This window comes from Sinomonas humi, from assembly GCF_000802235.1.
Taxonomy (GTDB): domain Bacteria; phylum Actinomycetota; class Actinomycetes; order Actinomycetales; family Micrococcaceae; genus Sinomonas; species Sinomonas humi.
In genome coordinates this window covers 16,241-41,509 of record NZ_JTDL01000141.1, presented here as the reverse complement: position 1 = coordinate 41,509, position 25,269 = coordinate 16,241, and the positions used below count along the sequence as shown (strand labels likewise).

At 65.1% G+C, this 25,269-nt stretch carries 22 protein-coding genes and 1 pseudogene; 8 read left to right on the top strand and 15 right to left on the bottom strand.

Features of this window, described 5'->3' with window-relative positions; all coding sequences use genetic code 11:
- Nucleotides 1–2: 2 nt before the first annotated feature.
- Both LK10_RS22385 and LK10_RS15855 read right to left on the bottom strand, forming a co-directional pair.
- Entirely contained in the window at nt 3–410 is a 408-nt protein-coding gene (locus tag LK10_RS22385; protein ID WP_043125723.1) for a hypothetical protein, read from the bottom strand.
- 195 nt (nt 411–605) lie between these two features.
- Nucleotides 606–1,925, bottom strand: coding sequence for an MFS transporter (locus tag LK10_RS15855; protein ID WP_052207457.1), 1,320 nt, complete (start codon nt 1,923–1,925; stop codon nt 606–608).
- 968 nt (nt 1,926–2,893) lie between these two features.
- Between LK10_RS15855 and LK10_RS22010 the strand changes: the two genes are divergently transcribed.
- The 6 genes from LK10_RS22010 to LK10_RS22005 all read left to right on the top strand — a co-directional run bounded on the left by LK10_RS22010 (nt 2,894) and on the right by LK10_RS22005 (nt 8,871).
- Nucleotides 2,894–3,040 (top strand): hypothetical protein, encoded by a 147-nt coding sequence (locus tag LK10_RS22010; RefSeq protein ID WP_156144211.1) that lies wholly within the window; start codon nt 2,894–2,896, stop codon nt 3,038–3,040.
- A gap of 126 nt (nt 3,041–3,166) precedes the next feature.
- On the top strand, nt 3,167–4,372 hold the full coding sequence (locus tag LK10_RS15845) for an ABC transporter substrate-binding protein (RefSeq protein ID WP_043125718.1): 1,206 nt from the start codon (nt 3,167–3,169) through the stop codon (nt 4,370–4,372).
- Nucleotides 4,373–4,417: 45 nt separating this feature from the next.
- Nucleotides 4,418–7,243, top strand: a complete 2,826-nt coding sequence (locus LK10_RS15840; protein ID WP_043125716.1) for an ABC transporter permease subunit — start codon at nt 4,418–4,420, stop codon at nt 7,241–7,243.
- Entirely contained in the window at nt 7,240–8,022 is a 783-nt protein-coding gene (locus tag LK10_RS15835; RefSeq protein WP_081998605.1) for an ABC transporter ATP-binding protein, read from the top strand. Before LK10_RS15840 ends, LK10_RS15835 begins: the two co-directional genes overlap by 4 nt.
- Nucleotides 8,023–8,402: 380 nt before the next feature.
- A complete protein-coding gene (locus LK10_RS15830; RefSeq protein ID WP_043125713.1) occupies nt 8,403–8,633 on the top strand; it encodes a hypothetical protein in 231 nt (76 codons plus the stop codon).
- An 85-nt stretch (nt 8,634–8,718) separates the two neighbouring features.
- Nucleotides 8,719–8,871 (top strand): hypothetical protein, encoded by a 153-nt coding sequence (locus LK10_RS22005; protein ID WP_156144210.1) that lies wholly within the window; start codon nt 8,719–8,721, stop codon nt 8,869–8,871.
- A 49-nt stretch (nt 8,872–8,920) separates the two neighbouring features.
- Here LK10_RS22005 and LK10_RS15825 read toward each other — a convergent pair whose 3' ends face one another.
- From LK10_RS15825 to LK10_RS15780, 10 genes are all read right to left on the bottom strand, one after another.
- A complete protein-coding gene (locus LK10_RS15825; RefSeq protein WP_043125711.1) occupies nt 8,921–9,907 on the bottom strand; it encodes an aldo/keto reductase in 987 nt (328 codons plus the stop codon).
- A 370-nt stretch (nt 9,908–10,277) separates the two neighbouring features.
- The gene (locus tag LK10_RS15820; RefSeq protein ID WP_052207455.1) at nt 10,278–11,519 is read right to left on the bottom strand and encodes an MFS transporter; all 1,242 of its coding nucleotides are present in this window, start codon (nt 11,517–11,519) and stop codon (nt 10,278–10,280) included.
- Between the two features lie 62 nt (nt 11,520–11,581).
- Entirely contained in the window at nt 11,582–12,979 is a 1,398-nt protein-coding gene (locus LK10_RS15815; protein ID WP_197061961.1) for an MmgE/PrpD family protein, read from the bottom strand.
- Between the two features lie 306 nt (nt 12,980–13,285).
- Nucleotides 13,286–14,083 carry an IclR family transcriptional regulator gene (locus LK10_RS15810; protein ID WP_043125706.1) on the bottom strand — a complete coding sequence of 266 codons (798 nt, stop codon included), beginning with the start codon at nt 14,081–14,083 and terminating at the stop codon, nt 13,286–13,288.
- A 283-nt stretch (nt 14,084–14,366) separates the two neighbouring features.
- The gene (locus LK10_RS22725; protein WP_231567801.1) at nt 14,367–15,242 is read right to left on the bottom strand and encodes a cytochrome b/b6 domain-containing protein; all 876 of its coding nucleotides are present in this window, start codon (nt 15,240–15,242) and stop codon (nt 14,367–14,369) included.
- 672 nt (nt 15,243–15,914) lie between these two features.
- Nucleotides 15,915–16,892, bottom strand: a complete 978-nt coding sequence (locus tag LK10_RS15800) for an electron transfer flavoprotein subunit alpha/FixB family protein (RefSeq protein WP_043125702.1) — start codon at nt 16,890–16,892, stop codon at nt 15,915–15,917.
- A gap of 7 nt (nt 16,893–16,899) precedes the next feature.
- Nucleotides 16,900–17,676, bottom strand: coding sequence for an electron transfer flavoprotein subunit beta/FixA family protein (locus tag LK10_RS15795; protein WP_043125699.1), 777 nt, complete (start codon nt 17,674–17,676; stop codon nt 16,900–16,902).
- A 45-nt stretch (nt 17,677–17,721) separates the two neighbouring features.
- Nucleotides 17,722–18,939: a CoA transferase gene (locus tag LK10_RS15790; protein ID WP_043125696.1), complete on the bottom strand. Its 1,218-nt coding sequence runs from the start codon at nt 18,937–18,939 to the stop codon at nt 17,722–17,724.
- An 8-nt stretch (nt 18,940–18,947) separates the two neighbouring features.
- Nucleotides 18,948–19,841: an HpcH/HpaI aldolase/citrate lyase family protein gene (locus LK10_RS15785; RefSeq protein ID WP_043125693.1), complete on the bottom strand. Its 894-nt coding sequence runs from the start codon at nt 19,839–19,841 to the stop codon at nt 18,948–18,950.
- Nucleotides 19,842–19,916: 75 nt separating this feature from the next.
- Nucleotides 19,917–21,092, bottom strand: a complete 1,176-nt coding sequence (locus LK10_RS15780; RefSeq protein ID WP_043125690.1) for a CaiB/BaiF CoA transferase family protein — start codon at nt 21,090–21,092, stop codon at nt 19,917–19,919.
- Between the two features lie 263 nt (nt 21,093–21,355).
- On the opposite strand from LK10_RS15780, the gene LK10_RS15775 reads away from it, so the two are divergent.
- Together LK10_RS15775 and LK10_RS15770 are read left to right on the top strand one after the other, a co-directional pair.
- On the top strand, nt 21,356–21,565 hold the full coding sequence (locus tag LK10_RS15775) for an aldehyde dehydrogenase family protein (protein ID WP_043125688.1): 210 nt from the start codon (nt 21,356–21,358) through the stop codon (nt 21,563–21,565).
- Entirely contained in the window at nt 21,562–22,998 is a 1,437-nt protein-coding gene (locus LK10_RS15770) for an MmgE/PrpD family protein (RefSeq protein ID WP_043125685.1), read from the top strand. The genes LK10_RS15775 and LK10_RS15770 overlap by 4 nt, the downstream gene beginning before the upstream one ends.
- 189 nt (nt 22,999–23,187) lie before the next feature.
- On the opposite strand, the gene LK10_RS22380 is transcribed toward LK10_RS15770, so the two are convergent.
- From LK10_RS22380 to LK10_RS15760, 3 genes and pseudogenes are all read right to left on the bottom strand, one after another.
- Nucleotides 23,188–23,628, bottom strand: coding sequence for an MmgE/PrpD family protein (locus LK10_RS22380; protein ID WP_043125683.1), 441 nt, complete (start codon nt 23,626–23,628; stop codon nt 23,188–23,190).
- Nucleotides 23,629–23,636: 8 nt separating this feature from the next.
- Nucleotides 23,637–23,840, bottom strand: a pseudogene (locus LK10_RS22375) (MmgE/PrpD family protein); the annotation flags it as partial.
- A gap of 82 nt (nt 23,841–23,922) precedes the next feature.
- Nucleotides 23,923–25,266 carry a phenylacetate--CoA ligase family protein gene (locus tag LK10_RS15760; protein WP_043125679.1) on the bottom strand — a complete coding sequence of 448 codons (1,344 nt, stop codon included), beginning with the start codon at nt 25,264–25,266 and terminating at the stop codon, nt 23,923–23,925.
- Between the last annotated feature and the right edge of the window lie 3 nt (nt 25,267–25,269).

Genomic DNA, 25,269 nt, shown 5'->3' with positions numbered 1-25,269 from the left:
AGTTACCTCGCCCCAGCGGGCTCGGAGCAGCCGGTCATCGCCACCGTTCGGGCCAACGCGGCTGCGGCCGCCGTTGTCGACAAGGCCGCGGAGCTCGCTGCGAGGGAAGGCCCGCCGCTCGAAATCGTCCACATACGGGAGACCGAGGTCATCGAAGAGCTCGCGATCAGCCCTGAAACCGCAGAAGAAGCTGCGCCACCGTCGCGAACCACCTCGATCGGCTCGCGCCGGCAAATGGTGTCACAGTGCACGGCCTCGTCCTTCACAGCGTTGTCGACCGCGCGGCCGCTGCCGAAGCGCTCGTGCGCCACGCGTCCGCCGTCGGGGCACGCGCCATTGTGGTCCGTAACGTCCCGCACAGCCCCCTGGCCAGCCAGCTCAAGGCGAGCCTCGCCCCCGGACGGGCTCATTACCGAGTTCGTGCTCGTCCACGCCCAGCCGAGCTGCCGGGACGTAGGGCCGAAGAGGGGACGGGAACCGCACTAATGTGCACGGTTCCCTCCCTGCTATCTGCTATCTGCTATCTGCTATCTGCTATCTGCTATCTGCTATCTGCTATCAGTCATACGGGAGCCCAGGCTTCCCGCGGCCGGTCGCAAGCCTGGCTACGCGTGTTTGGCGACTTCACGCGGGGCACGGAGCATGGCGAGCGCCAGTAGGCTCAGCACAGATCCGAGTGCGACATAGGCGCCGACGGAAACGGTCGTGTGGGTCGCCGCAAGGAGCGCCACCATGATGAAGGGGGCGAGGCCGCCGCCGATAACGTTGGCAAGCTGAGTGCCCAGTGAGATGCCCGAGTAGCGCACGCCGGTGGGGAACATTTCAGCCCACAAGGCAGCGCCCGGGCCGAACATCATGCCCACTGCGATCATGCCCACGCAGGCCGCCAAGGTCAGCAGGGCGAAGCTGCGGGTCTCCGCCAGCGGAAACATTACAAAGCCCCAGACTCCCGTCACGGCGGCTCCGGCGGCATACAGCCAGCGCCGTCCGACCTTATCGGAGAGCCAGGCGAAGAAGATGGTGCCCGCTGCGAAGGCCGCCATGGAGATCATGACGACGAAAAGCATGAGGTCCTTTGCTAGGTGCAGATCGCTCACCGCGTACTGCAGCAGACCCGTCGAGACGACGTAGAACATGATCGTAGGGGGCAAGTATGCGAACGCGATGAGGAGCACCTGCTGAGGCTGGCGCAGCACTTGGAGGACGGAGGAGCGCGGGGCACGCATGCGCTCGTTCAACTTGGCCTCGACCTCCTGGAACTGGGGCGTGTCCTCGATGTGTCTGTGCACGATGTAGGCAACCGGGAACATCACGACTGTGAGGAGGAACGGGATCCGCCATCCCCACGCGAGGAACTGCTCGTTGGTCGTGACCTGACCCATGAAGAGAAATACGAGCGTTCCCGCGACCATGCCGACGGAGACGCCGACCTGCGGCAGCGAGCCGAACAGCCCGCGGCGATTGGCCGGAGCATGCTCGATCGACAGGAGCGTCGAGCCGGCCCACTGACCGCCTAGCGAAATCCCCTGGAGAATCCGCAGGAGCGCGAGGATGATCGGGGCCGCCACGCCGATCGTCCCGTAGCCCGGCAGGAAGCCGATGAGCATCGTCGAGCTGGCCATGATGAGGATCGCCAAAAGCAGCGCCGGCTTCCGTCCGAACCTGTCCCCGATGTGGCCGAACACGGCGGCGCCGATCGGCCGTCCCGCGAAGCCTACCGCGAACGTGGCGAAGGCAGCGAGGACGCCGACCACTGGGTCCGCCGAGGGGAAAAACTGGGTGTTGAGCACGAGTGAGGCAGCCGTGCCATAGACAAAAAAGTCGTAATACTCAATCGACTGCGAGGCGACGCCGGCGAATAGGAGTCGGCCCTGCTGGCCGCGGCGCGCCCTCACCTGCAGATTTGCACTGGTCTCGAGACTCATGGAAGTACCTTTCAGAGAGCCGTTCCGGACATCCTTGACCGAATCACCATCGGCTCGGTATCAAATATATGATCCTTTATATCTTTGTTTGTGACAAGCCTCACGACCGAACTGGTTCCTCAGCGCCCCTCCCCGGGAGACGCCTACCCGCCGCGTCAGCGACAACGACGGCCGCAACGGCGCGCCCGGAGACTAGGCACCAGCTGTTCCGGGCGCGCCGATCGAGACCCTATCAGCCAGATCGTTCACATGTATACACGGATCTACTAGTTGCAACCTGATGGCTTAGGAAAGACCGGGGTATCTTAAGAATTTGGGTGGCAATTGTATACATTTGCTCCCGGCCCCCGAAATTTGGGGCGAACCCGGGACGGCAAGCGAGCGAGCGATGTCATGTCTGGCGCCCCCTCCCCATGCCCGAAACGCGACCCGATACGTCAGCACTTCTCGGGCCGCGGACAGGCTCGGCCCAACTCCCTCTCCACCGACTTGCTCTTGCAGGCTCTCGCGGTCGGGCGCCGGGCGAAGACACTCGGCCAGGCATGAGATCTCCCCATGGGCCGCCACAAGACAAGCTTGACGTTGAGCTCGGTATTTTATATTATGTATTCGGCAGCCTGCGGATCCTCATATCAGAAAGACCCAGAAGGGGCGAGGCGCGATGGAGACTGAAGACGTTGTCCGAGCGTGGTGCTGGGCAGGGAACAATACGCCGCGCGAACGGCTCGCCCACCATGCTGGGGCCCTGGCCGCGGACGGCCCGATGGGTGCGCGTCAGGCCCTCGACGACGAACGGGAAGACAGGACGATTCTTGCCCTCTACCGCGTAGACCGGCCCCACGCCACGATCCCCGATCTCCAACAGGCCCCGCCACTGGCGATTGCCGGCTACCACCAACTGCTCCACGATCTCACGCGCGCGGGACTCGGCTCCCTCCCCTCTGGCCGGATTGCAGGGGGGAGCCCCGGTGAAGCGTCGCAAGCCCCGCACGATCGACGCCCTGCCCCAAGCCATCACCTCTCTGCTTGACGACGGGCACTCCGAAGCCGCACGAAAGCTCGAGCTCATCCTGCACCAGCTAGAGATCGCAGAGCTAGTCACCGATTTCGCCTGACGCAAGCGTCGGCGATGACCGCGCCGTCAGGTACAGGTCGAAGGCATTGCCTAGAAAATATATTTTCGATAGTATCAAAGGCACGTTTCCGACACGCCCCTCGAGGCGCGAACAGGGAGAACTGCAATGAAGCAGATACCAGCAAAGCTCGCACTGACATCCCTCACTCTGCTGACCGCGGCATCGCTCGCTGCGTGCAGCGGATCGGCGGCCGCCGGCGGTGGCAACAAGAACACCCAGACCGGAACGACGGTCAAGATCGGTCTTTCGGTGCCGCTCTCCGGCCCGACGGCGACCGCCGGCACGGCGACGGCGTGCGGCGCGGACGCCTATTTCAATACGATCAACGCGCAGGGCGGAGTGAACGGTTACACATTCAAGACCAGCGCGCAAGACAACAAGTACGACGCCGCCCAGGCGGCGCAGATCGCTCAGGGCTTCTCCGCGGACGGTTCGTTCGCGGTGATCGTCCAGGGCACGGCGATGTTCACCGCATCCACACCCGTGCTGCAGCCGAAGAAGGTGCCGGTGTTCGGCGGCCCCGATGGTGCAATCGTCACGCCGGGCCAAGAGGGCATCTACGGATACAACCCGATCTATGCCGACGAAGGCGCATCGGCGGCGCAATTTATCACGAACACCCTGAAGCTGAAGAGCGCGGCCGTGGCCTACTTGGCTCCTGCAGTCGAGAAGGGCGCCAACACGTTCGCGGACAAGTTCAAGGCGTCCGGCGGCACGGTGCCAATGATCGAGGGCGTGCCGACGACCGTGACCGATTTCGCCCCGCTGGCCCAGAAGTTGAAGGACACGGGGGCGCCAGCCGTCTACACCATGCTCGTCGATACCCAGCTATCGGCTCTGCAGAAGGCCGCGGCGGCCATCGGCTACAAGCCGGCGTGGGTCACCTGGGCGATCGCCTATGGCCCGAGCTACGTGAAGCTCGCAGGCGCGCTGGCCGAGGGTACTTACACCTCTCGCTGGGGGATCCCAGCCTCGGAGACTAGCGACCCGGCGGTGAAGCAGTACGTCGATGCGCTAACTGCGATGCCGAAATGCAAGGCGCTCGTGGGCGACAACGCCGCCGACACCGGCTACGCGTCGGCCGCGGCGATCGTCTACGGCGTAAAGCAGGCCACCCAGGGCGGAGCCAAGCTCGACGTGGACAAGTTCAACGCTGCGCTCTCGAACGTCAAGAACATGGAGCTGGGGATCACCCCCGGGCAGTCATTCGACTCCGCCTCACACGCCTCAGTGCGGGAGAACTCGTACTGGCAGGTCAAGGGCGGCCAGCTCGTCAAGGTGCAGGACTACCAGCAGCTGCCCACCAACTGACCCCGTGCGACCGGGCGAGCGACACGACGATCGGATGAGTTTGCCATGTTGAGTGTTCTGATCAGCGGCCTGGTGACAGGGCTGCTCTACGGTCTGGCCGGACTCGGCCTGGTCGTGGTCTACCGGGCATCGAAGGTGATGAACTTCGCCTTGGGCGGAATGGGAGCGCTCGTCGCTTATCTGGCCAAGGATCTTCTCGGCGCCGGCATCCCCTACTGGCTGGCACTGCCGATCTGCGTGGTGATGGGCGCGGTTCTCGGCGGATTGCTCGAGCTGTTCATAGCTCGGCCGATGAGCAGGCAGTCTCACTTGTCGATCGGTCTGGCCACGCTGGGCGCTCTGCTGCTGCTGGAGGGCGTCATCGACTGGCGGTGGACGACCAACACGGCCGTGCTGCCCCAGTTCATTGACCCGGCCGAGGTTCTCCACATCGGCGGCCTCACAGTCGCGTGGAACAGCATTTTCATCGTGCTGGTCGCGATCGCAGCCACTGGGCTGCTGGTACTCGTCGTCGACCGGACCTCCTTCGGTCTCAGGATGCGCGCCATCAGTGCGGGCGCGCAGACGTCGGCGCTGCTCGGTGTGAACGTGCGGCGGGTACGGATGTCCTCGTGGATGCTCGGCGGCGCTTACGGGTGTCTGGCGGCGCTGCTCGTGATCCCGTTAACCTACCTCTCGCCGTCGAGCTTCACCACCTTCCTGCTGACGGCATTCGCAGCGGTTGTGCTCGGCGGTCTGACGAGCATCGTCGGAGTCATCATCGGCGCAGTGCTGTTCGGCATCGCGTTCAACCTGATGTCCGTGTACGTCGACGGCTCACTGCTGTCGACCTACACGTTCATCGGCGTCACCCTGATGCTCGTGCTCCGCCCGCACGGATTGTTCGGTCGATCCGAACAGGAGATCAGTGAGCCGAGATTGTCCCGCCCGTCGCGAGCAGGCCGAAGTGCGGGGGCAGCCGCATCACGCAACCGGGCCGCAGCGGCGTCCGCCGCACTGACTGGACCGGGATCGCTCGTGGCCCGCCTACCCGCCGTGAAGTACCTCGGATGGGTCCTTCTCGCAATCATGCTGATAGCCGTGCCGTTCGTGCTCGACGAGCTGAGCATGAACACGGCCGCAACCATCCTCGCCACTTTCATCGCGGTGCTCGGCCTGAACGTGATCGCTGGCTTCAGCGGCCAAGCGTCGCTGGCGAACGGGGCCTTCCTGGCGATCGGCGCCTACACAACGGCCTACCTCGTAAACAACGGCGTCGACCTGTTCCTCGCCCTGATCACTGCCGCCGTGGTCGGCGCGGTCGTCGGGTTCCTGCTCGGGCTTCCCGCGACACGACTTTCCGGCATCTACCTGCTGCTCTACACGCTCATGTTCGCCTTCGCGGTGCCGGAGCTGATCGCGCTGATCCCCGCAATCACCGGCGGCGCCGACGGCTCCCGCCTCAACCCGCCGGGCTTCGGAGTAGTGGACGCGATCCCACAGTTCTACCTAGCCCTCGGCGGTGCCGCAGTGTCGGCGGTCGTAGTGATGATCGCCGCCACAACCAAGCTCGGCCGCACTTGGCGCGCGGTGCGGGACAGCCCTGCCGGCGCGCAGGCGCTCGGCTACCGTGTGGCGCGGGTGCGCCTGAGTTCATTCGCATTCGGATCCGCGCTGGTCGGCTTTGGTGGCGGCGTGTCTGGCGTGCTGATCGGCCAGATCAGCCCAGAGAACTACGGCGTCTTCGTCGCAATCTACGCGCTTCTGGCCGTCGTGCTCGGCGGATCCGGTTCCGTCTTCGGCAGCCTGCTCGGCGCGGCGTTTATCGTGATCGTGCCGAGCGCCTCAGCCGGCGGCGGCATCGTCCCGGGCGAGTTCGTGATGGGTCTTGCGCTCGTGCTGGTGCTGATCTTCGCACCAGGGGGCCTTGCACCGCTGCTGTTCCGGCTCTGGGCCTGGCTCATCGGTCTGGTCACGCCACGCGGCGAGACGGTTGTCCCGGAGGCCCCAGTGCTCGCCGGCTCGCTCCATACCGATGGGACCTCCGTTCTAGAGGAAACTGAGGCAGGCTCGGGCCGGATGGAGCGTACCGCCGTCACCGCAGACGTCGTCAAGCCGGCTCAGGGAACGACGCCTGCGGACCTTCCAGATGAGGACGCGCCCCGCGCGCTGCTGGCACTAGAGGGCATCAGCGCGGGCTACGAGGCTGGCCTGGTGCTCAGCGACTTCTCGCTCGAGGTCGGCGCCGGTGAAGTCGTCACGCTTCTCGGAGCAAACGGTGCCGGGAAGTCGACTGTGCTGCGGGCAGTCTCCGGGCTGGTCCCGGTAGTAGGCGGTCGAATCCTCTGGCAGGGGCAGCAGATCGGTTCCGGCAAGCTGTCACGTGTGGAGCGCATCGCGCACACCGGTCTCGGCCACGTGCCCGAGGGCCGGGGGATCTTCCCCGACCTGTCGGTGCGGGAGAACCTGCGCATGGGCTACTTCGCGCGCGGAGAAGGAACCGGTCAGGGGGACGACGAGTGGGAGCGGGTACTGGAGATGTTTCCGATCCTGAAGGAGCGGTTCGCGCAGCGCGCCGGATCGCTCTCTGGGGGCCAGCAGCAAATGCTCGCCATCGCCCGCGCACTTATCGGCATGCCGAAGCTGCTGATGCTCGACGAGCCCTCACTGGGGCTCGCCCCGCTGGTCAGCGAGCAGGTGTTCGAAAAGCTGCGCGAGATCGTCGCTGGCGGGGTGTCAGTGCTGCTCGTCGAGCAGAATGCCCACGCCGCTCTGGAGCTCGCTGATCGCGGTTACGTCATCCAGCGCGGCCGCGTCGCGATCTCCGGCACTGCCGACGAGCTACGCGCCGATTCCCGATTGTCCGAGAGCTATCTGGCGGTGCACGGATGAGTGAGCTATTGAGGGTCACAGAGGTCTCCCGACACTTCGGCGGAGTGAAGGCCGTCGACAATGTGAGCCTATCGATCGATGAGGGCGAGCGCGTTGCGCTCATAGGGCCGAATGGCGCGGGCAAGAGCACCTTGGTGAACTGCCTCTCGGGTGTCACGAAGGTGTCTGCCGGGGAGATCACCTTCCTCGGAGAGAGCATCAACGCTGTGTCGGCTCCGAGCCGCGCCCGGATGGGCATCTCTCGCACCTTCCAGAACCTCGAGATGTTCGGGAGCATGACCGTGCTGGAGAACGTGCTCACGGCTGTCGATGCGGGGACGCGCTTCGGCAGCTCGCTCTGGCCGCCCACGGCTCGTGCGCGACGTGCTGTCGCCATGGAGAGTCTGGCAACCCTCGGCGTCGAGGAATACGCGCACGCACCCACGAGTGCTCTGCCGTACGGCGTGCGCAAGCTGGTCGAGCTTGCCAGGGCCTTCGTGACGCGTCCGAAGCTGCTGCTGCTCGACGAGCCCGTCGCTGGTCTGGCCGATACCGAGCAGTTCTTGGACACCCTGCACGCGGGCCTTGATCAGCTCGGCTGCGGCGTGCTGCTCATCGAGCACGACATGGTCACAGTGCAACGCCTCGCGAGCCACGTCTACGTGCTCGACAGCGGCCGACTGATCGCCGAGGGCACCTACAACGAGATCGTCAACGACAAGCAGGTGATCGAGGCCTACCTCGGCACAGGATCCACCTTCGGTACGGGATCGACCCAGATCTCCGGCCTCGCCAACTGAACGCCCGACACAGGACGGCGAGCAACGCCTGCGAAAGGAGCGATCGCATGTCGGGGCCGAGATCGCACGCGTCGTCGTCCCGTACCCAGACTAAGTCTTCCTCGGCAGATCCTGGCTTCTGGGGGAAGGCGGAACCGATCCACGCGGGAATATTAGCGTCTGCGTAGACCCCGAAGCCGAAGTCGAGGACAGAGAAGTCGAATCCACGGATACGAGCATCTCCCGGATCACCGACGCCATCGTCGGACGCTGCCCGAGCATGCCGGCGGACACCCCCGACGGTCGCGGTCGGAATCGGGCAAGCAATCACGTGCGTCGAGTAAGGCGGCGGGAGCTCGAGTTGGTGTGCGGGGTGCACAAGGGCGATCGGAGCGCGATCCTTGCTACGCAATAGAGCGGACTACATCGCCTGGTTCCTCCCGATCGGGACGTCTGAGGTCGTCGTAGTTAATTGGGGCACCCGGCGGCTGAGCTCGCTCGGGGAGATGGGAGCCGACGAGGTCGTCAACTTCACCGAGTTCGACTCCCCCACCGCGCGCCTCAAGCACGTTCGAACTCTCATGGCCGGCGGCGGCAACCAGATGTTCGAGCTGATCGGCGCCCCGGCGTGATCGAGCAGGGGCTGCAAATGGTCTCCGCCGGCGGCCTCAAAATGGGCAGCAGGTATACCGGCACCAACTCTGCCATCGACGCACCATGGCCAGAGCACTGGACTTCCTGGCCCGCGATGCGGAGGGGCTGCCGAAAGTCGCCGGCACTGTGACATACGGCTGGAGGACATCGACCAGGCCCTTCGAGGAGGCGCAGCAGGGCCGCGCAGCCCGACCCAGCCTGATGATGGCAGCGTGAATTCGACAGCCATCAGAGGGTCTGGAAGACCGCTTCGCAAGCGAATGGATCAGCGATTGACGTAGGCCAAGTGCTGGGCGTTGTAGCGGTCCCCGCGCACGCCGATCCGCTGGGCGAGGCCATCGAGGTCCGCCATCTCGTCGGCGGAGAGGGCAACTGCGGTCGCGGCAGCGTTCTCCTGGATGCGGCTGGTTTGCCGGGTGCCAGGGATCGGGACGATCCAGGGATGCTGCGCGAGCAGCCAGGCCAGGGCGATCTGCCCCGTGCTGGCCCCCTTGGCCTCGGCGAGGACCTTCACATGCCCGACGAGAGCCTGGTTCGCGGCGAGGTTCTCCGCCTCGAAGCGTGGGATGCGCTTGCGGATATCGCTCTCCTCGAACCTCGTGGAGGTGTCCACCGTGCCCGTGAGGAATCCTTTGCCGAGTGGGCTGAACGGCACGAACCCGATCCCCAGCTCTGCGAGGGTCGGCAGCACCTCGGCCTCGGGGTCCCGCGTCCAGAGCGAGTACTCGCTCTGCACCGCCGTCACCGGGTGCACGGCGTGCGCCTTGCGGATGGTGGCGGCGGAGGCCTCGGACAGGCCGAAGTGCTTGACCTTGCCCTCGGCGACCAGTTCGCCGACGGTCCCGGCAACGTCCTCGATCGGCACGTGGGGGTCAACCCGATGCTGGTAGAACAGGTCGATCACGTCGGTGCGCAGCCGCTTCAAGGACTCCTCGGCGACGCGGCGGATCCGGTCAGGACGACTGTCCAGTCCGACGCGCCGCCCGTCCCGGATGTCCCATCCGAACTTCGTGGCGAACACGACCCGGTCCCGGATGGGCCCGAGAGCCTCACCCACCAGCTCTTCGTTGACATACGGACCGTAGACCTCTGCGGTGTCGTAAAAGGTCACGCCAGCATCTGGGCCGGAGCGCAGCACGGCGATCATGTCCTCACGGGTCCCGGGGTTGGGGCCGTAGCCCTGGGACAGGCCCATCACGCCGAGCCCGATCGCGGAGACCTCCAGGCCCTGTCCGAGTTTTCTGGTGTGCATGCTCAGTCCTCCGTGATCGTGGTGTGGCCGGGGCTGTAGTCCTTGGAGGGCTCCCGCTGGTCCGGCTCCTGCGGCTAGGCGACGCGGTCGACCCACGCGTCTCCGGTGAACTGCCCCGGTGGATTCCTCACGGTCGGGCTCTTCGCGATGGTCTTGATGGCTCTTCTCCTTCTTCGGCTCGGCGGAGCCGAACTCGGCGGCTGCCTCGCGGGTGGCCGCTCCCTGCAGCCGACTGGTCGCCGACCAGCTGGCCAGCAGGTCCAGGCGTTCCTAGGTCGGCGAGCCAGCCCCGGCGGTGTAGATCAGGACCGACAGGCCCGTTCGGCGGTGAGCTCCAGTCCGTTGTAGGCGAGGGAGGCATGAGCTCCGATCAGCCCGTAATCTTCGAACGTGACCTCGGCAGTAGGAACAGCGAGGAGGCGACCGCGAAGCCGACGGGGATGACGGTCAGCAAATAGATCATGGCCGGCTCGATGACACCCACCGCGACGCCAACGAGCAGGGGGGCGATGACGGCACCGACTCGCCCGACCCCCAACATCATGCCGTAACCCTTCGCGCGTGCCAGTACCGGATACCACGTCGGAACCATTGCGGTGTACCCGCACAACGACGCGAAGACCGCCACACCCAGCAGGCCCGCGAAGACGTTCGCGACCGCGTTCGGAAGCAAGAGCGCGAATCCGACGATCGCAACCACAGCGAGGAACAGAAACGCTAGCGTCAAGCGCACGGCACTGAGGCGCAGGCCGAGGAGGGCGAAGAGAATCGCACCGACGAAGGTCCCCACGCTCACGGCAATACCTGCCAGGGAGCCCGTGGCCCCATTCCTGCTGAGATCGGTGATGAGCTGTGGTGTCCATGTGCCCACGAAGTAGTATGCGGCCGACAGCATTCCGTACCCACCCGCCAGCAGGACCGTGGTAGCCCACAATGATCTGCCCAACAGAGCCCGATGCGCCCCGGATGCCGGACTATCCTCCAATGCCGCGACTGGCGCGATCCCCGGCCCACTATCTGAAGCGACTCCTGAGGACCGAGCAAGGAAGGCCGCAGATTCCGGAACTGTGAAGAAGGCTACGACTAGGCTCACCACTGCGAGTGCCGCCCCGAGCCAGAACAAGGACTGCCAGGCGCCTGCCGTCAGAGACAATGCAGCAGCACCTCCCAACCCGGCTACGGTGCTTCCCAATGGGAAACCGATCATGACCATGCCGGTGGACATGTTTCGCCGATTGCGAGGGGCCCCCTCTTGGGCAATGACGACGATGACCACGCTTACCATTCCCACGCCCAGACCGGTGATGAAGCGTCCGGTCATGAGCATCACCTGATTGACCGCAAGCGTGGAGACGACAAGGCCGACCAGATTGACCAGCAGTCCGCAGAGGACTGTCGACCGACGTCCGAAACGATCCGCTAATCGGGCCAGGAAGATCGCACCAATGCCCATTCCCACTAAGGCAAGACTGATGATGACGCCCTTCTCGCTGGCGGAGGCAAAATCCTTGGGCAGGTGCGGCAGCGCGAAACCTATGAGGAAGAGATCAAAGCCGTCCGTCATGTTGAGGAACATGCACAGGGCGACAATGCCGCACTGGCGAACACCCATTCCCGAGCTGCTCTCGGGTGCATACTTTGCAATGCTGTTTGTTGACATGCTGGTAGCCCGTTTCAGTAAGCCGCGAGAGCGGCGTCGTCTTTGCGAAAAGCGGAGACCGCTGCGGGCGGCGTCAAGGGGAGAAGTAACGCGTCTACGACATCTACGATGTTTTCGATATCGAGAAGGCTGCTTATGAGAGCGTCCTCGGCGTCCCTGTTCAATGAGAACACCGAGTAGGGGACGCACAGGCGGAACTTGTCGATGAAGTCCTGGAGATCGAATGGGTTTTTCGGGTGGCCCTTGACGTATTCGTGTTCGGACGTGAACTCGCGGCCGTCACGCAGTGTGGTGTGCACCCGGGCGCCCCAGTCAGCCATCGACGGGGTCGCTTCCACAGAGATTCGGCTCATGAGCTCGCGCACCTCATGGCGAGCTCGCGCTCGCGGACTGTAGGTGTCGAGGAATACATGTCCGTCGAATGCCGCAGACGCCACGACGTAGGGCAAGCTGAACTGGCATTCGGGCACCGTTTGCGGCGACCACTTGTTCTCCACGGGCTCGCATACCGCCTGCCAGCCCGCTGTGGAAACCTCAATATAGATGCGTGCGATGTCCTCCGCTCCGAAGCCATGCATCTCCATCTGCCCGAGGATCCCGTCTATCGATGAGTGAGAGAAATAGCAGGCGCTGTGCGCCTTCGTCGTGATCTGTGTCGATTCCCAACGGTCGCCCAGATCACGGGTCAGAGCCTCCGGTTTGGTCTCCCACCGAGCGGTCTCGAGGAATCCGTTTGGGCCCGTGAGGACTGATTGCCGCGGGCCGGTGATCCCCTTTTGTGCCATGAGGCACGCTGTGATTGCCGACTGGCACACCAACCCGTGATGCATCCGCACCATGAGCGTCGCTGGAGAATAGATGCCCATCGTGTGCGGCTGGGTCATGGTGCGGGCAATCCCCTGGGCGTTTTCCAGCTGCTCGTGGGTGAGACGAAGGAGCCTTCCGACGGCGGCCACTGCCCCGAAGATGTAATGACCCCCGCAGTCGTTATTGACGATCGCCTTGCTGATCACCTGATATGCGGAGCCTATGCGGATCAGCACCTCCTGGCCGACCACCATAGCGGTGAGAAAGTCCTTGCCTGAGACGGTCGGAAGCAAACCCGTTGCAGCAAAGAGGCTCGCCACAATGTATTCACTGACGTGGCCCGCTTCCTCATGGAGATCACCACAATCCATGGCGCGCGGCATCGGACCTATTGCAAGCGCAGCCTCTGCCGCCGGGACACGGCCGCCGTAGAACGGGATGACAGACTGCTCAGCCCCGCCCTTCTCCTTAACCAGCTCGACGATCTCGGCAATACCTTCGAGACCGGACCCCCCGATCATGACCGCCACACCGTCGAGCAAGGTGTGCTTGGCGTGGGCTATAACCTCGTCAGGAAGTTCTTCAAAGGTGGTGTCGAGCGCCATGCGGCACAGGGCACTCATCGGGTCTTGAGAGGAATTTACGCCGAACCGAGACACTCTGATCTCCTTTTGTTATGAGCGGTCACATGGTTGGCACGGCGGCATTTGGGCGGACGATTGGATGGATACCGTCAGACGAGCCGTGGAATAACGGATGCCGGGCCAAGTGTGGTGTATGTCACGGTATGGGAGGCGTCACCCGCCGTGCCAACGTCTTTCTCGATTCACGAGAAAGCATCCTCTTCCCACTTTGCAGCAGCTGAGCGTGCGGGCGCTTTGTGATTCGTGGCGAAGTGAGCTTCCGGCCTGTCAGCGACCTTCCGTCGCCCGCCTTAGTTGGTGTTTGAGTAGTGCCAGACGCGGGTTGGCTGTCTCGCCCCCGGACTGGGCAGCCCTCGAAATACCACGTGCCGCGGCCCTCAGCGTCGGCACGATCGCATCGAGGTCGACCGAGCCGACCGGAAGGGTGACCGACAACGAGGCCACCGCTCGACCGTCGCCCCCCAGCACCGGAACGGCAATACCGGTGGAGTCCGACGACATCCACCGAGGTGCCACGGCGCGCCCCAGACGCTTCGCTTCGTCGATCAGCTTCCTGATGACGGCCAAATCGACAGGGGTATACGGAGTGAAGCGGATAGCCTTAGCAGTTGCGAGAACCTCGGCGCAGGTCGGCGGGTCGGCGAAAGCTAGCAAAGCTATGCCAGGCGAGGAGGCCAGAGCCGGCAGCCGTACCCCGGGTTGTGTCACGTTGGTGGCGGCAGGTCCGCGCGGCATGAGAGTCTCCACATTGACGACATCGTTGCCGTCAAGCACACAAAGCAGCGTCGGCGCACAGACCGTCGTCATGACCTCCTCCATGTATGGGAGGGCTGACTCCCGGAGGATGCGAAGGGTTGAGGATCGTGCGGTGATCTCCCATAGTCGCATGCCGATACTGAGCTTGTTGTTCTCGTCCTTTGTGAGAATGCCGGTGCGGACCATTTCGGCGACCAGACGATGTGCGGATGCCATCGGAAGCCGTGTCCGTCGCGCAATTTCCGACGCGGTTAGGGGGCTGCCAGCGGTTTTGAAGGCTTCGAGGATCTCGACGACGCGGTCGATCATCAGATTTTCGCCGCCACGCAATCAGCCCGACCGTCCACCCGAGGGTCTTGTGTCCGCGAGGCCGCCGCGGTCATGCTGCTTCCTTCATGCTCTCTCACGTTGGCGCTGGATTGCGTTGACGAACGGACCTGGGCAGCCAGAAGGAGAACCTGCCGCAGTTTCTCCCACTCGGGCAAGTCCCGGAGAATCGGATGCCACGCCGCAAGCAGATTTCAGCGGCCGCGCCGAATTCATCGCAGGGAGCACATTGTCCACCCTGAGGACAGGACGGTTATCCACCCAATCAGCGGCCGCTGACCTTGCCGAAAAGCTTGGCGACGGGCACGAGCAGGAGGGGACGAGCCGCCATCCAAGCCCCGGCGATCACGACCACCGAGCCGACGAAAATCCAGAATCCAGCCCATGAGGACCCGTCCTGCGAGGCGTACATGTGGTTGAGATTGTGGACAAGCCCGGTAGAGAGGACAAGGAACACATGGACGACGATGAAGCCGACGAAGTACAGCATGACGGGGAAATGCAGAGCGCGCGCCCATTCGACGGGGTACGCCTTGGAAAGGCGCTGAGCGCGCTTGGGCCAGAGCCCAGACATGCGTAACCCTGTTGCCGCCGCAAGCGGCGCGGCGACGAACACCGTCGTGAAGTAGGCGAGCTGTTGGAGGCTGTTGTAGTTGACCCACCCGTTCTCAGTGGGCCAATTGAAGGAGAGATACTGCAAGAGCGCCGAGAGCGCGTTCGGGAAAACCGTCCAGCTCGTCGGCACGATCCGCATCCATTGTCCTGTCGCGAACAGCACCACAACGAACAGCGCACCGTTGGCGAGCCACAGGATGTCGAGTGACTGATGGAACCACAGGGTGAGGCTGATCTTGGTCCCGCCGGTCCTCTTCGAGGTCCAGAACACCGTTGGCCGCTTCTCGGAACGCACCCCTAGGCCGGAACGGATGATGAGCACCATGAGGAAGACATTGAAGAAATGCTGCCATCCGACCCACGCGGGGATTCCGATGGGAGCCCCGTCGGGGAGGCGGTACTCCCCCGGGTAGGTAACGAGAAACTCCTTGAGCGGTTCAGTGCCCAAGAGCGCGCGGACGAGCGCTACCACAGCACCCGCGACGAGGCCGAGGGCCACGGCGGCCAGCGCCACCCGCACGGCCACTGGCCACCTTTGCCGCTCTCGTGGCGCTCTGCGCCGCTCTCGGAGAGCTTTGCTCGGAGGCGCAGCGGGCACGGGCGCCGCGCTCGACAGCGTTTGGGTCTCGGGCGTTTGGGTGGGCAGCGTTTGGCTCTGGGCAGCCGCAGGAGTCGTCTCAGGCGCACCCGCGGCCTCCACGCTCGGGCCGAGCGTTGCCGTCGTACCCTGAGGTGGCCAAGCCTCTCCCCCGGCAATGCGCGGCAAGCCCCGCCTCAGCACCACATTGACGCCGTTCCCTGCCGTCGCCGGGCTTTCCGAAGCGGTTCGGCTTCCCGAGACAGCCACTCCACCGATTGCCGAAGAAGCAGTTGCCGCCTCGAAGGAGGCGACGGAGTCCGACGCCGGGACCGGCACGCCCACCGCCGGCGCAGCGGCATCTCCCCCTGCGGAGGGCCAAGGATCACCGCCCGGAACGCGCGGCAGGCCGCGACGCAGCAGTGTGGTCTTCGACGGTGTCGTGGTCACTGCAGTCCCTGCTGTCGTCGCCGTCGTGATCGGACCTTCTTGTCCTTCACTCGGTCCAGGGCCAGCACTCGCTTCAGGTTCAACCGCGGTGACAAGACCCGCGGGGGGCCACGGGTCCCCGCCAACAGCGCGCGGCAGACCTCGCCGCAATGTCCGTTCCGTCATGACACGCTACTTCTTCCGCGCTTCGAGCGCTTCGATGGCCTGAGGCACGACTTTGAACACGTCGCCGACGATGCCGAAGTCCGCGACGTCGAAGATCGGCGCGTCGGGATCCTTGTTGATCGCGACGATCATCTTCGAGGTCTGCATCCCGGCCCGATGCTGGATTGCGCCGGAGATGCCGAGGGCGACGTAGAGCTGGGGTGACACGGACACCCCAGTCTGTCCGACCTGGTGCGACTGCGGGACGAACCCCGCGTCCACGGCTGCACGGGAGGCACCGACGGCCGCGCTCAAGGTGTCGGCCAGTTGTTCGACGAGCACGAACTGCTCCTTCGAGCCGAGGCCACGGCCGCCCGAGACGACGCGGGTGGCGCCGCGCAGCTCGGGCCGCGAGGACGCCTTCTCGACGATCGCGACCTCACCGGCAAGAGCGGCCGGCATGCCCGACGGTGAAACAGCCAGAGTCTCGACGTTGAGCGGCTGAGCTTCAGCGCGTGCGTCTACGGCGCCCTGGCGCACCGTAATGACGGGAGCGCCGTAGGTTGCCGCAGAGTTTACCCGATAGGCGCCTCCGAACACGGAGTGATGCGCTACAACACCCTCCTCGTCGCGAGAGAGGCCGACGGCATCCACGGCGAGCGCGGCACGCGTGCGCGCCGCGAATCGGCCGGCGACATCACGCCCCGCGATCGAGTTCGAGACAAGGACGGCGTCGGGTTGCACCGCGTTGTAGGCGGCCTCCAGCGCGTCGACGACCGGTACCGTGAGAGCGGACGCGTCTGCCTCGGCCGTCAGCACGGAGACCGCGCCTGCCGATGCGGCGGCATCCACCGCGGCCTGAGCGATGCCGGCAGGTGCGACGACGAGCGCCACCGGCGTGCCGATCTGGGCGGCAGCGCCGATCAGAGCGGCCGTGCTGCTGGCTGCTTCGCCTGTCGGGGTCACATCGACCAGGACGAGGATCGCATTCTCGGGGTAGCTCATGATTTCCTCACACCAACCGGTTCTGGACAAGGAACTCCGCCAGCTGGGCACCGGCGTCGCCCTCGTCGGTGATCTTCACACCTGCCGCGCGCGGAGGCTTCTCCGACACCGACGTCATGATGGTCCTCGGCGCCGCTGACGGGTCGGCCTGAACACCGAGGTCCGCTAGCGAGAGGACCTCGAGCGGCTTCTTCTTGGCCGCCATGATGCCCTTGAAATTCGGGAAGCGCGCTTCTGGGAATGCTTCGGTGATCGAGATCACGGCGGGGAGCTGCGCCGACACGGGCTGCGCACCAAAGTCCGAAGCGCGGGTGCCCGACACACTCCCGGAGCCGATCTCCACCGCACTGAGCGCCGTGAGCTGGGCGAATCCGAGGTGCTCGGCGATCATGGAGGGGATCACCCCGCCCGAACCGTCCGTTGACACATTGCCGGTGATGACGAGATCAGCGCCGCCACGGCGGATCGCGGCTGCGAGCACCTCAGCGGTTAGTCCCAGATCAGCTCCCGCGAGGTCATCATGCACGATCTGGACGGCGGATTCCGCGCCGATCGCGAGCGCTCGCCGCACCGACGGGGTCGCCGACTCTGGTGCCATGGACAGCGCGACGACCTGCGTGCCCGGATTGGCATCCGCATACTCAAGAGCCACCTCGAGGGCACGCTCGGTGATCTCGTCGAGCACCGGCTCGCTCGCGTTGCGATCAACCAGCCCGGTCTCAAGATTGAGGCGGCGATCGCCGTAAGTATCCGGGACTTCCTTGACCAGGACGAAAATCTTCATTGTGAACCTCCTTCCTCCAATAATATAAAAAATATTCAAACGTGGCTAGAGGGAAGACGGCTCGAGCACGCCCGCATCCTGGAGCCGACCCAACGCGCTGGGCTGAAGCCCCAGCAGGTCCGTGAGTACCTCCTCGGTGTCTGCCCCGAGCGCGGGCGCAACGGCCGTAGGGCCGTACTCGTCGCAGTCCCGGATGGGCGAGCGGGCCGAGATCACGGAGCCTATCCCGGGCTGGTCGACCTCCGCGAGCACAGGGCTCGTAAGGCCCGCCTCGAAGTCGGCAACGACATCTGCCATCGTGCGATACCTGCTCCACAGCACGCCGGCCTCAGTGAGGGCGGCGCCGACCTCGCCGCTGCTGCGCACTCTGAACCATGGCCGCATGAGTGCCGCGATGACCTCGCGATGCAGGTAGCGGTCGTCCTCCCGGGCGAAATCTGCGCCCGCCGCTTTCTCGAGAGCGGCGAGCACCGTCTCCGTTCCCGTTGCCCGGCCGAGGGCGGCCCACTGGCGCGGGGTGAGCGCCACGACCATGACCCGCCCGCCGTCGGCCGCCTCGAAGTCGACGCCGAAGGTTCCGTACACGTAGTTGCCGTGCCTGTCCCGATCGCCCCTTTCACGGACCTCAGAGAGCCAGCCGAGATTGGCCACTCCGGCGAAGGCCACGTCCGCGAGCGCAATCTTGAGGTCCGCTCCCTCTCCCGTGCGGTCACGCCGCCGCAGGGCGGCGAGGAGCCCGGTCGCGGCCGTCATTCCGGCAAGGTAGTCCCAAGCGGGCAGCACGTGATTGACAGGCGTACGTGAGTCGCCGGGCCCGGTGAGGTCTGTGACGCCCACCTCTGTGTTGACGGTGTAATCAACGGCGGGTCCACCGTCGGCCCGACCGCCGATGTGCATTCGGATCATGTCCCGGCGGCGTTCGGCGAGCGCGTCGTAGGAGAGCCATGGGCGTCCTACCTGGTTGTCCACGAGAATGCCGGCATCCGGGCCCGGCAAGGTCGCGAGCGCGAGGACGAGTTCCTGCCCCTCGCGAGACCTTACGTCTACGGTGACCGACTTCTTCCCGCGATTGAGCGACGACCAGTACAGGCTGCTTCCGGTCCCACGCGAGACCGGCCAACGGCGAGCATCAGGGCCGCCGCGTAGCGGATCGATCCGGATCACCTCAGCGCCCAGCTGGGCGAGGTTCATTCCCGCCGAGGGACCCGCAACGAACGAGGCGAACTCGACGATTCGGAGGCCGGCCAGGGGCGCTGTGCTCATACTCGTCCTCAGACGTTCGCTGTGATGGCGTCAGCTAGGGCGATGACACCTTGCGCGGTCTTCACGTGGGCGATGTCGATGTGCTGGCCCTCGAAGTCGACGGCTGCGCTCCCCGACGCTTCGGCATGGCGGAAGGCCTCGATCATCCGGCGGAAGAAGTCGACCTCCTCAACCGATGGTGTGAACACCTCGTTGGCGATTGCGACGTGCGACGGATGGATGCAGACCATGCCCCGGTACCCCAGGCGCTTGTTGTCGAGCGTGAACTTGCGAGCGCCCTCGAGGTCCTTGATGTCCTGCCAGACACCGGCCACCGGATGGTGAAGTCCCGCGGCCCTCGCGGCGAGCACGATCCGGCTGCGCAGATAGAGCGTCTCAAGGCCCTCGGGAGTGAACTCGAACCCGAGCTCGCGGCCGACGTCGGCACTTGGGCCCGTGGCGCCGAGCAAGCTCACGACGCGCGGGGATGCAGCGGCAATCTCCTCGCAGTGTGCCATCGAGACCGCCGTCTCGTAGCTGACGATGAGGCCGATGCTGCCGGCGTCGAGGCCTTCGCGCGCCTCGATGTGCGAGACGACTGCGTCGATGCGAACGATCTCCTCGGCGCTGAAGACCTTCGGCAGGAACAGGCCCGCGAGACCAGGCCGGATCACAGCCTCGAGGTCCTTGCCCTGAATGCCCGTCACCGATGCATTCGGGCGCACCCAGAGGTCCGCCCGAACGCCGTCGGCATGGAGCCTATCGATGGTCGCTGCCACGATGGGACGGGCATCGTCCTTCTCGGCCGCGGGAACGGAGTCTTCGAGGTCAAGGATGAGTGCGTCTGCCCCCGAGGCGAGGCCCTTGTCCGCCCAGCTGGCCTTGTGGCCGGGAACGAAGAGCATGGAACGGTACGGTTTCACAGCGATCTCCTCTGATCGTCGGGGTAAATGAAATTCGTTGCTGGAAGGAATGTTGCTGGAAGGAATTCGGTGCCGTCACGACTCATCGGCATACAGGATGCCTTTGGCGAGGAACTCATCCACCTGCTCGGGAGGGAGCACCTCGCCCGCGATGGCGCGGGTGTCCGCGCCCACCTTGGGTGCCCGCCCACGACGATCGGGGCGCTCGCCGTCGAACGTCCACGGCGGCCGGACGAGCGCAAGGCCATCGGGCTGCCGATCAATCATCTGCAGGTGTTTGACCTGGTCGTGCTCGAGGTATCCCGTGAGCGACAGGACCGGGGCGAACGGCACGTCGGCCTCAGCGAGGACCGCCTCCCAGTGAGCCTTGGGCTTGGTCGCGAACTCCTTCTCGATGATCGGAACGAGTTCGAAGTAGTGCGCTTCGCGGGGACGGTATTCAGCGAAGCGCGGATCCTCTGCCAGGTCGAGGCGGCCCAGGGCCGAGCACAGCGAGCGCCAGAATTTCTGGGACGACGACAGGTGGATGGCGAGGTACTCGCCATCCGACGTGGGCACGCAGAAGTTCTGCGCCTGCGGATGGCGGCTCGTGCGGGTCGGATCGTGGCCGAGTTCGAAGGACTGCGTGATGGCATCGGTCGTCAGGACGCTCACTGCCTCCATGATGGACGTCTCGAGATGCTGTGGCTCCCCGGTCTTGAGGCGCCCGACGAGTGCAGCCAGCACACCGGTCGCGGTGCTGAGGCCTGTGACCAGGTCGGCGCTCAGGCCGCCCGCGAGACGGGGCTGGCCGGCGTCGCCCCACATGGAATAGAGGCCGCCGAATGCGTGCCCGATGGTGTCATAGGCAGCGCGGTTCGCGAGCGGCCCGGTCGAACCGAAGCCGGTGACTGAGCCGTAGACGATGTCGGGGCGGAGTTCGCGGCACGCATCGGCGCCGAGGCCGAGCGCAGCAAGCTTCCCGGGCCGCAGATTTTCGAGCACGACGTCGAAGTGCGGGATGAGTGCCTTGACGAGGGCGACTCCTTCGGGCGATTTGAGATCGACCGAAAGGCTGCGCTTGCCCGTGTTGTACTGCCTGAAATAGGGGCTCTTGTCGTTCTGATGCCGCCGGAAGTCCTCCCCTGCGCCCGGGCGCTCGACCTTGACTACCTCAGCACCGAGTGAGCACAGGATCGAGGTCCCCAGCGGGAGGGCGATATACCCGCCGATCTCCAGTATCCGGATGCCCGTGAGTGGTCTATGTTGCATTGCTGCCCCGCCTTTGTGAGCTCGGTCCGCGTCGGAAGGACCTGCGGACACCGATCGCCATCGCATCGTTACGAGCGTTTCGGGCCGGACTTCCCGACCTTCTTCTAATATAATATACTTTTTATCGAGGGGTGCAATGACCGCCTAGAGGCTGGTTCGAACAGCCTCGGATCTTCCGCTCCATGATCAACCGCTCGATCGGCACAAAGACGTAGGGATCAGCACATGACTACTCAGACCGAACTCTCGGACCCGTCCTCACCGTGCACACCAACGACCCCGAGGTCGAGGCGATCGCGATCGCGGGCAACCGCGTGGACTTCCAGTCCCCCATCGGCGGGTTCAAGAACAGCGGCATCGGACGCGAGGCAGGGCCCGAGGGCTTCGACGCCTACATCGAGATCAAGTCATACGGGCTCCCTCCGACAGCCCTCGGCACGCTCGTAAGCGCGAGCAAGGAAGGCACATCATGAGCACATTCCCACCGGTCGAAGACGCAGCGGCGCGGCTCGTCACCGACCTCACGTTCGATGTCATCCCACCCGAAGCCCTCACTGGCGTCCGCACCCTCATGCAGGACCAGCTATCGCTCCAGATCGGCTGCTCGGCTCTCCCCTGGAACCGCGCGGTTCTCGAGCTCACCCGAGCGGAGCATGCCCCCGGGCGCTCGCACGTCTCCGTGAGCGGCGACGCTGTGAGCGCCGCCGACGCAGCATTCGTCAACGCGACCTACGGCCACAGCTTTGAGTACGACGACGCCCACCGAGCGAGCTCCTCGCACCCCGGAAGTGCCGTTGTTTCCGCGGCCCTCGCAATCGGCGAGGAGCTCGGCGCAACCATGCGTGAGGTCGTGACCGGGATCGTCGCGGGGTACGAAATCTACACACGGATCGGCAACCTCGCCGCGCCTGAGCTGCTCGAGGCAGGTTTCCATCCGCACGGACTCCTCGCGAACTTCGGTGCCGCCGCCGTGGCCGCGAAGATGTACGGCTTCGACGCCGAGACCACGGCGAATGCGCTGGGGATCGCACTCAGCCACGCCTCGGGCACCACGGAGTACACGTCAACCGGCGGGTCGGTCAAGCGCGTCCACGCTGGCATCGGCACGCGCAATGGCATTCGGGCAGCGAAGATGGCAGGAACGGGCATAACGGGCCCCACGGCGTTCCTCACGGGCGCCAAGGGATTCTTCCGCACCTTCGTCGGGCGAAGCGTGGACGACGGCGCCAGGGCAGCTTTCGGGCTTGGCCGCCCCTTCGAGATCACGAGGGTTTGGATCAAGCCGTACTGCTGCTGCGGAATCAATCACGCGTACATCGACGGCGCGCGCCAGCTCCGGGACGGGGCCGACGACATCGGGCTCCGCGGCAGAGCCGACGACATCGAGAAGGTGACGCTGAAGATCCAGTCCGGTGGCGACGTCGTCATCGGCAACCGAAACGCGAATGCCTTCGCCCCCCAGCTCATCGACCACCTGCAGTACAGCCTGCCGTTCCAGTTCTCCCTAGCGCTACTCGGCTACGGCAACGGATTCTCGGCGCACTACGCCTATCTCGCCGGGAAGCTAGACATCGGGCCGGGGAGCGACGTCGCGGCGCTCGCCAGCAAGATCGAGATCGTGGTCGATCCTGAACTCGACGCGAAGTACCCGGGGCGCTGGATCGCCGACATCGGGGTCGACTACACCGACGGCACGCGCCGCGCCGTATTCGTGGACAACCCGATCGGCACCGCGGAGAACCCGATGCCGCAAGACGAGCTGGACGCGAAGTTCCACGACCTCACTGACGCAATCCTCGGCACCGCGGGCAGCGCGGCGCTCCTCGACGCGATCCAGAATCCCGATCCGGACCAGACCGCGGCGGATTTCGTCACACTGCTGTGCACCGCCCGAAGCGTCGTCTGAATCGGAAGCTTGTCCGTGCTTCCCACGATCTTCAGCGACCGCTGGCAGATCGATGGCGCCCCTGAAGCCTATGTCGAATTCGACAAGCAGACGTGCGGCAAGGCGGTCATCGCGTTCTGATCGACGCACGACGAAAGGCAGGAGACCCGCGGGTCCCCTGCCTTTCGCAGTCGTGAGAAGCGCGCTGCCCTACGCCCTGACCGGTGAGACCAGCCGCATGAACTGGCTCACGCCGGGTCCGGCGACGGCGTGCCCTTCGGATACGTGCGCTCGGCGGAGAAACGCGTCCCTCGCGCTACAACCTCGATCCGGGAAGGTCGGCTCGCGGGACGGGCTGAAGACGACCTCCGGGCGCTGCCACTCAGGCCCCGGCGTGAGCCGATGGGCGGCCGCCGCGAGACCGTGCGCGATGCTGAACTGGGCGTCCACGACATTGTCGATCGACCGGTTCATCCACTTCGGCAGTTGAACCCGCCCCTCGCCCCAGGCGTCTATGGCCTCTATCTCGCTAGGCCCGATGTCGTGCTCGTCCACGATGGCGATGAGTCCGTCGAGCAGCGCATGGAGGATGCGGCAGTGCGGGTACGGCTTGAACGACTGTTCCGGCGGGAGCACCGCGTCGAAGTCCAACGCGTTGATCAGCTCGCGATCAGCTCGCCGTTCGCGAAGGCCGCGCCGAAGACGTTCACGCGCTCGGCCGTGCCGATGATGGTGGCGTCGCCGACGCCTGTTCGCGTAAGCCGACCGTAGTCGATGCCGATCCGTCCCTTCGGCTCGTCGACCGCTCCCACGGCGCATCCCAGGGAATCGAGCACGATTCGCTTTGACTCCTCGACGACGTCAGTGGGAAGCGGCGTATCCCGTGGCGGACGCGAACTCGGTGAGCGGCTCGATCAGTGTTGCTGCCATGGCTCTCTTCAGTCGCTAAACGCGCTCGATGAGCGCGACTTTGACGTGGTCCGGACGTTTCAGAGTGCCCTCGGGGACGAGGTCGACGACGATCTTGACGTTGAGCGCGGAGCGCACCCGCTGCTCGATAGATGCCCGGAGCTCGTTCTGCTCCCGTGCTGACAGCCCATCCGCGTACTCCACGACCACGGGCAACGGCTTCTGCGTGGAATGCCCTTCGAAGTCGACACGGATGCGCATCTCCCCCGTCGTCAGCGGCCGCAGCTCGGACACGAGCTGTTTGACGGCCGATGGGAAGAGGTTGATTCCGCGGACGATGAGCATGTCGTCCGTACGGCCGACGCACCGCACCTTGTAGCCGGTGCGTCCGCACGCGCAATCGGTACCAGTCACGACGACGTGGTCCCGGGTCCGGAAGCGGACGAGCGGTGACGCTTCGCGGCGCAGCGCGGTGTACACGAGCTCACCCCTCGCACCTTCCGCGGGTACGACGACGGCGCCCGTCTCAGGGTCGATGAGTTCGGCGATCATGAGGTCGGGCGAGAGGAAGTGCATACCGTCCCCGAACGCGCACTCGCCCCAGTAGATGCACGCGATATCGGTGCCACCGAGCATCTCGCGGGACGTGGCGCCCCATAGCGACTCGAGCCGCTCGCGAACGGCAGGCAGGCCCCCTCCGGGCTCCCCGCCGACGCTGATCGTCCGAACGCCGAGGTCGCGGGCGTCGAGGCCGAGAGCCGAAGGCGCCTGCTCGCCAAGGTGCGCGAGGAAGTTCGGTGTCCCGATGAGTGCATTCGGACGCTGGTCCGCCTGCACCCGAAGGAGCCGGTCGGTTCCCGCCTCCGCGCCGATCGGAATGTCGACGATGCCCATGTACTGCGCGATCTGCACGACTGGTAGGCCCCCGACGAAGCCCTTGCTCATCCCGAAACCATGCAGGAGCCGGTCACCCGGGCGGAACCCGTTTGCGTACAGTGCGCGCGCCCCGAGCTCGCACCAGACCTCGATGTCCCGGCGCGTTAGCCCCACATAGGACGGGCTGCCCGTCGTGCCCGAGGACGCCTGGATCTGGACGATGTTCGCAGGCGCGGCTGCCGCATGGCTGCCGAGCGGGGGGAAGGTCGAGAGACTGTCTCGCAGTTCCTGCTTCTCGGTGAACGGCAGCTCAGCGAGTTCCTGGACGGTCCGGATGCGGGCGACGTCGACCTTGCGCTCGGCGAACTTCCCTCGGTAGAAGGCGCTGTGCTCGGCGACGTATGCAAGCTGCTCGACGAGGCGCTCGTTCTGGATACGCTCTGCGTCCTCTCGCGGGATCGCTTCGATGTCGCTCCAGTAGTCAGCGGAATACGGAGTAGCCATCGG

Coding starts and splice junctions, on each gene's coding strand:
- LK10_RS22385 (WP_043125723.1), bottom strand. CDS start 410: ATGAGCCCGTCCGGGGGCGAGGCTCGCCTTGAGCTGGCTGGCCAGGGG.
- LK10_RS15855 (WP_052207457.1), bottom strand. CDS start 1,925: ATGAGTCTCGAGACCAGTGCAAATCTGCAGGTGAGGGCGCGCCGCGGC.
- LK10_RS15845 (WP_043125718.1), top strand. CDS start 3,167: ATGAAGCAGATACCAGCAAAGCTCGCACTGACATCCCTCACTCTGCTG.
- LK10_RS15840 (WP_043125716.1), top strand. CDS start 4,418: ATGTTGAGTGTTCTGATCAGCGGCCTGGTGACAGGGCTGCTCTACGGT.
- LK10_RS15835 (WP_081998605.1), top strand. CDS start 7,240: ATGAGTGAGCTATTGAGGGTCACAGAGGTCTCCCGACACTTCGGCGGA.
- LK10_RS22005 (WP_156144210.1), top strand. CDS start 8,719: ATGGCCAGAGCACTGGACTTCCTGGCCCGCGATGCGGAGGGGCTGCCG.
- LK10_RS15825 (WP_043125711.1), bottom strand. CDS start 9,907: ATGCACACCAGAAAACTCGGACAGGGCCTGGAGGTCTCCGCGATCGGG.
- LK10_RS15820 (WP_052207455.1), bottom strand. CDS start 11,519: ATGGGTGTTCGCCAGTGCGGCATTGTCGCCCTGTGCATGTTCCTCAAC.
- LK10_RS15815 (WP_197061961.1), bottom strand. CDS start 12,979: ATGGCGCTCGACACCACCTTTGAAGAACTTCCTGACGAGGTTATAGCC.
- LK10_RS15810 (WP_043125706.1), bottom strand. CDS start 14,083: ATGATCGACCGCGTCGTCGAGATCCTCGAAGCCTTCAAAACCGCTGGC.
- LK10_RS15800 (WP_043125702.1), bottom strand. CDS start 16,892: ATGAGCTACCCCGAGAATGCGATCCTCGTCCTGGTCGATGTGACCCCG.
- LK10_RS15795 (WP_043125699.1), bottom strand. CDS start 17,676: ATGAAGATTTTCGTCCTGGTCAAGGAAGTCCCGGATACTTACGGCGAT.
- LK10_RS15790 (WP_043125696.1), bottom strand. CDS start 18,939: ATGAGCACAGCGCCCCTGGCCGGCCTCCGAATCGTCGAGTTCGCCTCG.
- LK10_RS15780 (WP_043125690.1), bottom strand. CDS start 21,092: ATGCAACATAGACCACTCACGGGCATCCGGATACTGGAGATCGGCGGG.
- LK10_RS15770 (WP_043125685.1), top strand. CDS start 21,562: ATGAGCACATTCCCACCGGTCGAAGACGCAGCGGCGCGGCTCGTCACC.
- LK10_RS15760 (WP_043125679.1), bottom strand. CDS start 25,266: ATGGCTACTCCGTATTCCGCTGACTACTGGAGCGACATCGAAGCGATC.